The organism is Patescibacteria group bacterium (genome assembly GCA_028710985.1).
Lineage (GTDB): Bacteria > Patescibacteriota > Patescibacteriia > JAHJFT01 > JAHJFT01 > JAQTTB01.
In genome coordinates this window covers 310,098-322,594 of record JAQTTB010000001.1, presented here as the reverse complement: position 1 = coordinate 322,594, position 12,497 = coordinate 310,098, and the positions used below count along the sequence as shown (strand labels likewise).

The 12,497-nt window shown below is 47.6% G+C and carries 10 protein-coding genes; 2 read left to right on the top strand and 8 right to left on the bottom strand.

All coding sequences use genetic code 11. From position 1 onward, the window contains the following. Nucleotides 1-86: 86 nt before the first annotated feature. From PHW53_01605 to PHW53_01580, 6 genes are all read right to left on the bottom strand, one after another. Nucleotides 87-2,825, bottom strand: a complete 2,739-nt coding sequence (locus PHW53_01605) for an Ig-like domain-containing protein (protein MDD4995146.1) — start codon at nucleotides 2,823-2,825, stop codon at nucleotides 87-89. 31 nt (nucleotides 2,826-2,856) lie between these two features. Then, nucleotides 2,857-3,201: a four helix bundle protein gene (locus PHW53_01600; GenBank protein ID MDD4995145.1), complete on the bottom strand. Its 345-nt coding sequence runs from the start codon at nucleotides 3,199-3,201 to the stop codon at nucleotides 2,857-2,859. Between the two features lie 99 nt (nucleotides 3,202-3,300). Beyond that, nucleotides 3,301-5,616 (bottom strand): hypothetical protein, encoded by a 2,316-nt coding sequence (locus PHW53_01595; protein ID MDD4995144.1) that lies wholly within the window; start codon nucleotides 5,614-5,616, stop codon nucleotides 3,301-3,303. A 13-nt stretch (nucleotides 5,617-5,629) separates the two neighbouring features. Then, complete coding sequence (locus PHW53_01590; protein ID MDD4995143.1) at nucleotides 5,630-6,586, bottom strand: hypothetical protein; 957 nt, start codon at nucleotides 6,584-6,586, stop codon at nucleotides 5,630-5,632. Nucleotides 6,587-6,666: 80 nt separating this feature from the next. Next, complete coding sequence (locus PHW53_01585; protein MDD4995142.1) at nucleotides 6,667-7,713, bottom strand: hypothetical protein; 1,047 nt, start codon at nucleotides 7,711-7,713, stop codon at nucleotides 6,667-6,669. Nucleotides 7,714-7,991: 278 nt separating this feature from the next. Continuing rightward, complete coding sequence (locus tag PHW53_01580; protein MDD4995141.1) at nucleotides 7,992-8,915, bottom strand: hypothetical protein; 924 nt, start codon at nucleotides 8,913-8,915, stop codon at nucleotides 7,992-7,994. A 721-nt stretch (nucleotides 8,916-9,636) separates the two neighbouring features. Between PHW53_01580 and PHW53_01575 the strand changes: the two genes are divergently transcribed. Both PHW53_01575 and rpsT read left to right on the top strand, forming a co-directional pair. Beyond that, nucleotides 9,637-10,677, top strand: a complete 1,041-nt coding sequence (locus PHW53_01575; GenBank protein MDD4995140.1) for a DNA recombination protein RmuC — start codon at nucleotides 9,637-9,639, stop codon at nucleotides 10,675-10,677. Nucleotides 10,678-10,715: 38 nt separating this feature from the next. After that, nucleotides 10,716-10,988, top strand: coding sequence for a 30S ribosomal protein S20 (gene rpsT / locus PHW53_01570; GenBank protein MDD4995139.1), 273 nt, complete (start codon nucleotides 10,716-10,718; stop codon nucleotides 10,986-10,988). A gap of 92 nt (nucleotides 10,989-11,080) precedes the next feature. Here the strand turns inward: rpsT and PHW53_01565 are convergent, their stop codons facing one another. Further along, nucleotides 11,081-11,455, bottom strand: a complete 375-nt coding sequence (locus tag PHW53_01565) for a four helix bundle protein (GenBank protein ID MDD4995138.1) — start codon at nucleotides 11,453-11,455, stop codon at nucleotides 11,081-11,083. 39 nt (nucleotides 11,456-11,494) lie between these two features. Beyond that, entirely contained in the window at nucleotides 11,495-12,436 is a 942-nt protein-coding gene (gene holA / locus PHW53_01560; GenBank protein ID MDD4995137.1) for a DNA polymerase III subunit delta, read from the bottom strand. Nucleotides 12,437-12,497: the final 61 nt, after the last annotated feature.

Below are 12,497 nucleotides of genomic sequence, written 5' to 3'. Positions count from 1 at the left end.
TACGGAGAATCTAGAAGCTAGAATCTAGAATCTAGTCTTTTTATAGATTGATAAACTTTTAACGCCTAGATTCTAGATACTAGATTCTAGATTCTATTCTCGTTCTTCCACTCTTCTCCGCCTCCGACTTGCACTGACCCACTGGCCGCATTTTTCTGCTCTGATGCCGCAATGTCCTTGGCCCGCTCCAGCCCCACATCATAAGCCACCATGGTTCTTTCTTTCATTTTTGAATAATCAATTGGCGCTAATTTCTTTACCACGAAACCGGGCTTTTCGTAGGTGGTGAAATACCGATTACTGCCGACCAGGAATGAATACTTGCCCTGTCCGTCCGTGACCTGGGTTTCCAAAAGACGGCTGAATTCAAGGTCAAAGATACGCACAATGGCATTGGCAATCGGCCGGCGGGTTTTTTTGTCGTAAACTATGCCCCAGCCCTTTGGCTTGGCAGGCTGAGCCAGGCGACGGAAAAGCAGAAGAAGAGCGATTTGCAGAATAAGATACCCGAGCATAAACCATGAGGGGTTGACGACCAAGAGTCCGATGGCCACCATAACCGAAAGTGAAGCCGCGTACTGTTGCGCCTTCTTTAAGTATGAACGAACAATAAGCCATTTTGATTTCTCGGCGCCGGCGATCGGATCAAGCGGAATATTAGCCGTAATTTGGCGACTTTCTTCGCGAACCTGAATAATCTCACCGTGATAAACATCCAGATACTGAAAATCCTCCTTGGCATCGCGTAAATTTATCGTGGGAAACAGAAAACCCGGCTTTTTTACTTCAATGCGGTAAATTCCCAGTTTGGCCATGAAGAAATATCGGCCCTCACGGTCGGTGATGCGAGTGCGAATTATTTTTCCGGTCCGGGCTTCAATCAGGCGGACGATAGCGAGATCAATCGGTATCTTGGTGAGTGAATTGTAAACCACTCCCCATCTTTTTCTTTTGCCCCGGCCGAGCAAGAGCAGCGGTTGGGTAAAGAGCCCCCACAAGAACGGAATCAGATTAGCGAATGAAATCGCGGTACCGAGATTCAGGAATGCGAGGCCGATGGCGGCGGGCGCGATAATACCGACGGCTGAATCAATCTGTTCCTGAGTTGCCGGAATGGCGGCGACAATCGCGGACTGTGTCCGCGCGGCCATATCGGCCACGGTTTCGCCGACCAGTACTGCGGTCTGTGTAATCGCGTCAATCGGAGTAACCGGTCCGGGAATTTTCGTAAGAAGCATGGGATTATTAACAATGGAACTGCGCGCATAGAACGAGAGCGACCGCGCCAGATCATATCCCGGCTTTTGCACCTCAATGTAGTAATAGCCCTGCGGCACATAAAAGCCGAACTGGCCGTCATTTGAAGTCCATACCGGATTTATCTGATTGTAGGTTCCGGCATTCCAGATTCCAGGCGTGGTGCCGGCTTGATAAATCGTCACCCTGGCGCCGGAAACCATGGATTCATTTTCGCCGATTTGTTCGTACACATTGCCTCGCGGCACGGTCCGCACCGTAAAGTCGCGCACATCAATGGTGCCATCTGCGTAATTTATAATGATGTGTGAAGGAACCGCGGTGATTGAAGCATAGGCGCCGATGTCGGTCCAGAAATCACCCGCCGCACTTTGCGCGAGTTGATATGTTGACGCACCCGAATACCACCAGATTGAGCCCACTTCTTTGGCGAGATTTTCATGGCTGATTTGCACGCTGTACGAAGTACCCACAAGTACGCGCACGGCATTGACTCCGTCGGGATACAAACGAACCGTGCGGTTCGCAGCCAAGAATTCAATGGCATCAATACTTATCTGCTCTCCGGGCGGCACAGTGGGTTCGGGGATGGGCAAAACCTCGGGTTCTTCACACGCCGGAAGTTCTTCCGGCGGAGCACATTCATCAGGTTCCGGGCAACCGAGCTCGGTACAGGTTGGCGGGACCGGCGGCGGAATCGGCGGTTCGTTAAAATACCAGCGATAAGGTGACATGGTGTTGCCGTCAAGATCGCGGCCGTTTACTTCGACGCGCACCATAACGCCGTCCGGAAAATCGGCAATCGGATCAATCGTGATTGCGTAATCGAGCGCCGTGCCAGAATAGCTGAAACGGTTGACGCCGTCATAATTATATTCAATTCCCTGGACATTGATGCGGAGCGACGAGAGGTCAACTCCGGACATGTTATCCAGAATGTGAAAAGTAGTGTTGCTTGAAAGCGGCACGCCGGTTGAACCAGGCGCGGGCTGAGGATTCGTAACCCAGGGCGGTGTTACATCGCTCACGCACTCGCCAACCGCGAATGTATAAGATCCGTTTCGCACGCCGGTGAGAAGATCGTCGCTTGTGATGTATTCAGCAATATTTGAATCAAGCGTGCTCCCAGCCTCATAAAAAATTGTGAAAGTGGCTGCCGCAATCCCGGGCCGGCTCTTGAATGGAATCGAACCAAAGACTCCGTACAATAAGCCGCTGTTGTAGGCATGGCCGATGGAAAATCCGGTCAACCGAATCTGGCCGATTGCCGGATCGACAATATTATCGGCGTATATATCATAGGCATTGCCCTGGCCAATCTGGATTCCCGGAATGGCCGGGTTTGTGTCCGTAATTTCCACTTCAGCCGGATTGTATTGGATAATGACATTAGCGGCATCGGATTCGCTTCCTTCGGTACTAAGCACGATGTTCACCACCGAGTCGCAACCCTGATTCAGGGCCGCACTCGCAGGCGATAATTCAAATCGCGCGGCGTGGACGGCCGTGGCAATTGCGAGCCCTGCCATTATGGCAAGCAGTATTATTGTTGTGCGTGCGTATTTCATACGGTGAATCTAGAATCTAGAATCTAGTCTTTTATCGGTTGATAAATTTATTTAGGATCTTTAGTACTTCGAGTAATAAACTTTCTGATAACTTATAACTTAACTTTGGATATATAATCTTTGCGACTTCGATCTGGCTTTCTAATTCCGATCCTGAACCATAGGCGATGCGCATAAACTGCCTCTTCTCTATCGGATGCGCGCGATTATATCCTTCGGCGATATTGGACGATATGGAGATCGCCGCCCTTCTCATCTGACTCACCATGCCGTAGAGTTCCTCTTTGGGCATACTCTTTGTCAACTTGTATATCTCAACCCCCAAATCGCGCGACTTCTGCCAAACAATCAAATCTCTAAATGATTTCGTCTGCATATATAAGTATTTTCGTTTTTGATCTTCTAGATTCTAGATACTAGATACTAGATTCTTCGCCCCCAAGCAGTAATTCCTTCCTCTCCAAGCCTCCGCCCCCTAATCATCCCCCAGGTCCTTCATAAGATTGGCCATCTGAATAGTAATATCAAGCGAATTCACCTGGCTATCATTATTCAGATCGCTAACCCGTTCCGAAGCCATTAGGTCATTAATTAAAGTGGAAATGTCTAACGAATTTACAAAATTGTCTTTTGACGGATGGCAGTCACCGGCATAGAGGTTAAAGATGTTTCCAAAAGTGAAGTCCAGCATAGTGCTGGTTTCGGTGATGGTCGCGGAACTCATTTTTTTCCGCAGGTGAGAAAAACCCTTTGCCGTAAAGTCGTACGCTTCTCCGTATTCCAACAGATTCATGGTAGAGGTGCCATAGCCAAGCGAATTGGTGTCAAATAAAATTGTTTCAAGCGAGGCCAGGGAACCGGGTTCGCGAAGCTCCATTTCAATAGTCGTGCTCCAGTTGCCGGTCCGCGGCCAGCGCTTTTCCGGATGCCCAAGAAAAGTCACAGTAACCGGCAACGGAACCCGGGCCGAAGCGATTGCGCCGGAAGCGAAATTATTGGATGTGTCAAAAGCAAAGTTGGTGTAATAGTACGTCACGCCTGCCTCCACGTCGGTGTCAATAAAACTCGTGCCCGCGCCTTCAAAAATAATATCGCAGGTCAACGGATCGGTCGGGTACGCGACCGTACTGCGGCAAATGCGCACGCCGGCGAAGTCCGCGTCGGTCGGATTGATCCAGGTCAGAGTAATCTCCAGCGGTCCGGTTACTGTTGCCGTGAAGTCTGTCACATTAGCCGGCGGGGTGGTATCCGGCAGAGTGGTAAAGGTGTAGTCGCCAGTAACCGATTCATTGGATTCCGGATCGGTGCTGTGTACGCGGATATGATAAAGCGTGTTCGGTAAAAGGTTGTTCAGGTCAATTGAATGATCAACCACAAACGCGCCGTCAACCACGGTGCCGACCTCGTAGCTTAGGGTCGTGCCGTAATCAACTTCGGAATCGGCAATCTCGTTGGTCTGCCAAATAACCCGTGCCGAAGTTTCCGTGATGTCAACAATCTGCACATCGGTAATAATCGGCGAATCCACGCTCGTGAGCGTGTGAAAAATATTGTCACCGGAAACCGCGCCATTCCCCGCGATATCATAACTGCGAACCAGAAAATGATAATCCGTGTTCGGGGTCAAACCCGTGAGAATAACGTGATGCTCGGTAACATAGGCGAAATCTGTCGGTGTTTCCGTACCATAGACATCGGTCAGACCGTAATCAACCTGCGACGTGGCTGGCTCATTGGTGTCCCAAACAACTTCCGCGCTCGTGGCCGTGATATTTATCACGCGGATATTGCTGATAACCGGCGCTTCGGTGTCGCCCAAAGTGGCGCAGGAATAATCATCGCTAATTGAGGTGTTGAAATATTCGTCGCGGGAAATCACACGGAAATGGTAATTCGTAAGCTGGGCCAAACCAACAAACGGCACGGAATGCGACCAGACGAGCGACATATTGCAGAGCATGCCGAGTTCGTAAAACGAAGTTTCCCCGTATTCGGAGCAGGAGGTTGCGGCTTCGTTGGTTTCCCAGACCACGGAAAACGAGGTTGGGGTAATATCCATGCAGTTTACATTGGTGATAGCCGGCGGGGTGGTATCACCGCCGCCGCCGGGCGGCACGCAATAAGAATTGCCGGCGCAGTCCGGATCATAGCAGTCAATTAATGTGTCACCGTCATCGTCAAGTCCGTTGTCGCAAATTGTTTCAATATCGCCAAGCACAGTGCCGGTGATGGCAACCGTGTTGTTATCCGCAACGTAGACAGCCGGATTTTTAGTATCGCCAAACGTGCCGCTAATGGTGTAATTATAACTTCCGGCAGTCGCCGCATTCACCACCTGGTTGGCACCGGCACCGCCGAATGATGCGTGCGTACCGACCTCGAGCACCACGTAATCGTTGACTCCGATTTCGCCGGCCGCAGCGTCGGTCGGCGCAGCCAAGGTCAGAGTATGCCCGACCCACGAAGCGCCCCAGATGCCGGCGCCGGCAACGGCCGCCAGGGTAAGATCGGTTTCATAGCCCGAGACCGCGCCATGTGATAAATCCATATCCGTAAGAACAATACCCGCGACATTAAATTCCGCCGGCCAGGCAATGACAATCGTATCGGTTGAACTGTCCACGCCGGTTGGCGTACGAAAACGAATCGTGGTATTGGCCGCTTCGCCAATCATCTGGGCAGACAAGGACACCGAGACGTGCGTCATATCCGCAGCAAATGTAAAAGAGTTTGCTAGAATGGTTCCTACCAAAACCGCGATGAAAATTATTTTATAAATGCATTTTCCCATACTCGATGTCAAACTAGAGTTTGCCGCTTTTGCGGGCGGTTGCGATAACCATCTTGTTATAGAGAATGATGGCAACAATTGTCCCGATCAGAATTAGCAAAGCCGCTAAGCAAACATGCCATGGAAATACCCAGAAAGCCGTCTCGGTAGTCAAATTTTTTCCTTCGACGCCATAAGACAAATCTAGCGCGGCTGTATATTTTCCAATGGCGAAATTGTTCCATTCGTTTTTGAGTTCAGTCAGAAAGCCTCCGGATCGGATTGCTCCTGAATCTTTTACCCAGGTCGCTTCAATGCGACGGATGGATGACGGCAGAATGCGATTTTCCTTGGGATTGGCGTCAATGTCGGTTTTACCCAACCAGCCGCTCATCATAATTCTTCCGGTTGGCTTGGCATGAACCGTTCCGCGATTTTCTATGCGGTATTCAAAATTAACCGGCAGGTGACTAAACAGCGCCTGGTCCCCCTTGGTATGGAAACTCAACAAACGCACGTCATCAATGATGTCGCCGGACACGCGCACGAACACCAGAGTACCGACATTGGCAGAGAGGCCAACTCCTTGTTCCACATCCGGCGGATTGGTGGAAGCAAACACTGCGGCGAAATGGCCACCGGCGTCGGCATTCGGCGGAATTATGATGGTAAATTCAATCTCCCGGTTTTCGCTGGATGGAATGGTTATCGAAGTGAAGGGAAACTCAATCCAAGTGGCAAGACCGAATTTTTCTTCGGTAATCACGACCTCTCCCTCCTCACCCCGGGTGGTAAAATTTCGCGTCACGAAATAATACGTCTGCTCGCTCTCGGTATTGTTGTATACAGTGAAAGTCCGAGTGGCCATTTCGCCGGGTGCGATGTTCACATCCTCCACAATGAACGGCAAGATGCCGATTGCCTGCGCCCCGGACGCGAGAGTCATGGCCATGAGCAAGGCAATACACCCCATAATAAACATTTTCTTCATATTCTTTGATTAATTTTTAGTCGATTAATGGCGCTGGTTGGGCCCCGAAATTTTTTCGAGGCCCTGGAGCACCAATAACCCTAGAATTGCGCGGTCACGTAATAGGTAACAATCTGATCATAACTACCCGCTGGAGTAGCCGGATCAATTGCCGCCTGGTGATCCATGTTGTGAATATATGTCGTTGCGCCGGTTGCGGCTGGCAAGTTGGCCTTGTTGCAGACCACCAGACTCTGCGCCGTGGTGGAAACCGGGTCATCGTAGGCAGCTGTCCAGATATTTTGCGCCGTACAAGTACCGCCGTCGGTGTTAGCGCCCGGGGTGAACGTTACGCCATAACCTTCAACACCGACCGCAACCGCCGTGTTCATGGCGATTGCATCAATGGTCGCAGTACCACTTCGGTCAAGTTCGCCGTCCGAGGTCCAGGAAATGGTATATCCAATTGTGGCCGTGGTGCGAACCTTTAGTGCATAGTTGCACGTTGATACCGACGTGGTATTAAGCGTTCCCAGAGCGCAAGCGTTGGTGTCCGCTGTATCCGCCGCATTCCGGATCCAGAACTCAAGTTCCTGGCTCGTAACTGTCGCGGTTACATAAACATCGTTGGCCGCTCCCCCAGGTGTACCGATGTACAGGAATGCTCCGCCGAAATCACCGAGGTCGTCAGCCATGATGAACGAATAATTGCCAGCAGTTGCGATACTGTTATCGACATTGATGCACAGGGTGATTGAAGCGGCGGCTTGAGTAGTGGGGGCATAGAAGGTGTAGGTATAGTTGTCTCCGGAAACTGCACCGGTGCCATCCGGAGTTCCGTCCTGGTCAGCATCGGTTGTTGGTGCGACGCAAGACGCGATAACCAATGGCGTAGTTGCCACGATGCTAATCGTCTGACCTACTGCAAAGTTGCCTGCCGCTACGTACTGAAAATAAAGATCCGCGGCCGTTGAAAGCGCTAATTCGGCAGACGACTGGTTTTCAATAGGGTATGTGCTGTCAAAGATATCAACCTTGCTATCCACGCCGAGATTTAACGCCACATTGGCCGCGTAAACCGGCGTAAACAATCCAAGACTCATGGTGAATACCATGACGAACACCAGGAATTTAATTAAGTTGTTCATAATTTCTCCTTCCCCTGAGAAGAGCCTTATCCGTTTCTTGTCTTCCCCTTTGCCGCCGCACAGGCGGAAAGGAGTCGGATAAGAACGCGAAATAAATTTCGTCCTCTCAAGTAATTTTTAGTTTTTAAAATTTTGTCTCAGGCGTAAAACCTTAGCTCTAAACCTTCAAAGACAAGTTCTTGAAGGTAGGAAGCCAAGTTAAAATCGCATGAAACTATCGACCTTTTGAAGGAACTAATCACTGTCCACGAAATGGACAATCATCAATCCCCTGCTTACTAAAAATTTGCTGTCACATAATACGAAACAATGTGTGAATATGATCCGCCCTGCGTCGCATAATTTATTCCGGCTTTATAAATTACACCGATGCGGTCTCTGTTCCAGGGAGCGGTCGATACTTGTATCGACTGGCCCAATGCAGATTCTAAAGCGAAATCATTGGTGCCGGACGCGTTTGTCCCAACTGTTTCAATGCCATATTCTTCAATGCCGGCCGTGACTGCGCCGTCAATCACGTCGTCAATGTCTTTTAATCCGTCCCGCAAATTTCCGTCATCTTTTACCGAAACCGTGTACCCATTGTCCGCGTTGGTACTAACTTCGTTGAAGCTCACGCCGACACCCACCGTGGCAGTGAGCAGTGTCCCGAGATCTACGGTATTCCCGGATAATTCATACACCCAATCGTTGCCTCCTGCTGGAACCGCGCTCATGGCCGCATTATCGCCGTCCCACTTATCAACCGTGAGGCTGTTTCCCAGAATGCTGGAAATTTTACCGATGGCAATCATCTGGCTTGCTCCGGCATTTTCCACGGCCACGATATAATCCCCCACCGAATAGCCAACCGCACTCGAAACCGTCACTTGCTTACCCGCATTGCTGAAAGCCGAATAATCAATTTTCGAAGCGTTTGCCTGGGCGCCAATGTCAAAGCTGATAAATCGGATGTCCGTAACGCCTTGACGATAACCGGCGTAAATCCAGTAGTTGGTACTTGAACTGCGGCCGGTTGACATCTCGCCAAGGGTGTCACTCATGAAGTAGTTGGTTGAAGAACTGAAGTCCGTGCCGCCAATGTTTAAGGAATCCCAGTTGATGATGTAGTTTGTGGAGGACATAGCCTGAATACACCCGGTGAATAACAGGGTAATACAAAAAACAATCAAGAAACCAAAAATTTTTTCTTCTTTAGTCATGTTTGTTAGATTTTCACTCTATATTATAGCATGAATTAGGGCTATTTTCAATTCTAAATTTCGCTAAAATTAGCTAAAAAATAGCTATCTGTGGATAAATAAATTGTTCATTGTTTTTAAATCACCTGATTTTAAGCTATTTTTTGATTTTTCAGACAACTTATCCACAGATTTATGGGTTAAAAAGTCTTTGTCTAGTCTTACTTAGACATCTAGTATGTTTATCTTTAAAATAGTTTCATGTGGAACTTTTTCTTCGTTAGCCCTGTTAACGATCCCATAGACGGTTTTTTGACCATTTTCAAGGAACTATTTTTTCCTCTTTGCACCCACTCCACGAGTTGAAGAGACGGACACGACCGGCCAATGTACTCGCGATTTTTCAATCAATTGTTTTAAATTCCACGCAGCTCCTCAACTTCGTCTTCCTTGCGATAGCCTCCACTCTCACCTCCTTTTACTCATCGGCTGAGCAGATAAGCGATATTTCCTCTATAAATACAACGAACTGCATCAAATTGTGATACAGTTTAACGGAATTTCGTAGCATATTTAGTCAAACCGGCTCTGACGCGCATAATCTGCGATAAATCAACTAGTTTCACGACAAGCGAGGATATGAATACTAATATATTGTGTAATTTTACTTTAAAATAAGATTCGCAAAATATGGTCATTTGTGACTTGCCTGCCTTGCTTTATCGTGCTAAAATACTGTTATATGCAAAACTATCTATCAATGTTTTTACTATTACTGCTTATTGCCTTGATCATTTTGCTGGCTTATTTTGTTTTTTCAAAACGCAATACTGACACGAATCAGGACCGTGGGCTTAAAGATCTGCAAACCCAGGTCAAGGAAATCCAAAGCGAACTTAAATCTTCACTTGAGAAGAACCTGGATTTTTTGCAAAAGCAATCCGGCGACTCCAGCCGCTTAATCCAGTCTGTTACTGCCCGACTTGAACAACTTGATGCCACAAACAAACAGGTGGTTAATTTTGCATCACAATTGCAGAGCCTGGAAAATATTCTAAAAAACCCCAAACATCGTGGTATTTTGGGGGAATACTTTCTTGAATCGGTTTTATCCAACGTTTTGCCCCCCAATCACTTCACCATGCAGTACGCTTTCAAAAACGGCGAAATTGTTGATGCCGCAATATTTGTCCGCGACAAAATCATCCCCATTGACGCAAAATTTTCTCTGGAAAAATATAATCTAATCCAGGAAGAAAATGACAAAGTGCGCCGAAATTTGCTTGAACGCGAATTTAAACAAGACTTAAAACTACGCATTGACGAAACAAGCAAATACATCCGGCCAAATGAAAACACCACTGATTTCGCACTCATGTTTATTCCGGCCGAAGGCGTATATTACAGTTTGCTCATTGCGACCGTCGGCGCGGTTGACGTCAGTTCCCAGAACCTGATTGAATATGCCAACAGCAAAAAGGTTGTCATTGTTTCACCGACCACGTTTATCGCTTATCTGCAGACGATTTTGCAGGCTTTAAAGGCTTTGAAGGTTGAAGAAAATATTAAAGAGGTTATCGCCGGTCTGCAAAAACTTAACAAGCACTATCTAAATTTTGATAATTATTTAATTAAACTTGGCGATCAATTTGGCACTGTGGTGAATACTTATAATTCTGCCTACAAGGAATTTGCCAAAATTAACAAGGACATGAATAAACTAACCGGCAGCGAGGACTTGGTTGAACCCAAGCAACTTGACAAGCCGGCGGATTTATCGTAAGATACGATTAATCAATTTATTTTTATCAAATTTTATTTATGCCAATCAAAAAATCCGCGGCCAAGGAGCTCCGGAAAAGCAAGGTCCGAACCGCGAAAAATGCCGCCTTGACCGGTGAATTGGATACAATTAAAAAGCATCTCCTTAAGGCGATTGCCTCCGACAAAAAGGATGATGCAAAAAAACTTCTCTTACAATTACAGACGAGGTCTGCCAAGGCCGCCAAGTCTCATGCCATTCCGGCTAACACTAGCCGGCGCAATGTTTCGCGGCTCACCAAGGCGTACAATCGGAAATTCGCAGCCAAGTAAGAGTATATTTAAAAAACCGGCCCAAGATAATCTAGGCTGGTTTTTGTTTTCTTGCGGTATTTCAACAATAGAACAACAGAACAAAGAACAAGTCAATTTTTGTCTCGCTTTTTACTGCCTTGCGCTATTTCAGACCAGAGCATGGCCCCGATATTGTCGGCAAGTCCGATTAGGGTCTGGTAATCTTCTTTGAATATATACCCTTCCTTCATTGAGAAATATATCAAATATTTTGATTCTTTGAGTGAGCCATAAGCGATTTCAAGAAAATTTAATTTTACATTTAATCTTATGCGAGCGAATCCCTCAATATAGTTCAAAATTACCGATAAAGCCGACCGACGCAACTGCGACGCTGAACCGAATCTTTCTTCAGCCGGAAAATTTCTAGTGACTTTATAAACAAGATGGACATATTCGTCCATCTTTTGCTTTAAAGTTTCTCTGTAGGCATTCTTATCCGCCATATTTTTGTTCCATTGTTCTTTTGCTCTGATGTTCTATTGCTATATCGCCGCCACGAGCATCTCCAGCCCGAGAGTCGGTTCAACGCGGCCAGTCTTGAGGCTGATCTCCAATTCCAGAGCTTTTCTATACAGAGCAGTAAGTTCGGCGGATTTAAAATTTTTGACAATCGCGCTATTTTTATTCGCCACGAACGGGTGAAGCCCCAAATCTTTAGCCGCGCGAGCCGAATTGGCCGACGGATCATCATCAAAATATGAACGCATCTTGAGTAATATCCTAAACTGCCAAATGAGCTTACCCAAGAGTTCAAACTCATTGACCCCGGAGCGCATTAATCGCTCAAGCAAATCCAGCGCCAACTTGGTGTTTTTCTGCGCCAACGCGTCGCAAAAAAGAAATATATTATCTTCAAGCCGCGTGTCAACCAACTCGTCAATGTGCTGTTTTGTGATTTCCTTGCCTGCGGCGCGCGCCGAAAGCTTATCAAGTTCGGAATCCAGCCGCCAAAGATCAAATCCGACTTTTTCGGTCAGGAGGTCAAGCACGGCCGGCCGGATGGAAATCTTTTTTTCGCGGCAGCGGTCCACGAGCCAGCGCCGCGTTTCGGCCGGCGAGAGTGGGGAATATTCATAAAAAAATACATCTTTCTTCGGCAAGCCCGCAAAGGCCTTGCTCAGACTTTTCTCTTCCGCCTCTTCCCAAAGCACGAGAATAGTCTCATCCGGAACACGCTTCCAGAGCGGAGCGATGACGTCCCAGTCCTTTACCCGCTGGCTTATATTCTCGGCAATGACCATTTTTTTGGGCGCGAGAAATGGGGCCGTGGCCGCGGCCTGAAAAAGTTCGTCGGTGGTAGAACTCTCTTTAAAAGAAATCAAATTCAAACCATTGGTATCAAATTTTTGCTTAAAACTCAAAATAAGCTCGCGTAGTTTCTGCCGTGAGCGGAAGGTGTCTTGACCGTGAATTAGTATTATCATAACTTAGAATCTAGAATCTAGAATCTAGTCTTTTATTGAGGGGTAAACCTGCTTTAAACGG

Excerpts from the sequence above, each read along its gene's own strand:
- PHW53_01605 (MDD4995146.1), bottom strand. The coding sequence starts at position 2,825 with ATGAAATACGCACGCACAACAATAATACTGCTTGCCATAATGGCAGGG.
- PHW53_01600 (MDD4995145.1), bottom strand. The coding sequence starts at position 3,201 with ATGCAGACGAAATCATTTAGAGATTTGATTGTTTGGCAGAAGTCGCGC.
- PHW53_01595 (MDD4995144.1), bottom strand. The coding sequence starts at position 5,616 with ATGGGAAAATGCATTTATAAAATAATTTTCATCGCGGTTTTGGTAGGA.
- PHW53_01590 (MDD4995143.1), bottom strand. The coding sequence starts at position 6,586 with ATGAAGAAAATGTTTATTATGGGGTGTATTGCCTTGCTCATGGCCATG.
- PHW53_01585 (MDD4995142.1), bottom strand. The coding sequence starts at position 7,713 with ATGAACAACTTAATTAAATTCCTGGTGTTCGTCATGGTATTCACCATG.
- PHW53_01580 (MDD4995141.1), bottom strand. The coding sequence starts at position 8,915 with ATGACTAAAGAAGAAAAAATTTTTGGTTTCTTGATTGTTTTTTGTATT.
- PHW53_01575 (MDD4995140.1), top strand. The coding sequence starts at position 9,637 with ATGCAAAACTATCTATCAATGTTTTTACTATTACTGCTTATTGCCTTG.
- rpsT (MDD4995139.1), top strand. The coding sequence starts at position 10,716 with ATGCCAATCAAAAAATCCGCGGCCAAGGAGCTCCGGAAAAGCAAGGTC.
- PHW53_01565 (MDD4995138.1), bottom strand. The coding sequence starts at position 11,455 with ATGGCGGATAAGAATGCCTACAGAGAAACTTTAAAGCAAAAGATGGAC.
- holA (MDD4995137.1), bottom strand. The coding sequence starts at position 12,436 with ATGATAATACTAATTCACGGTCAAGACACCTTCCGCTCACGGCAGAAA.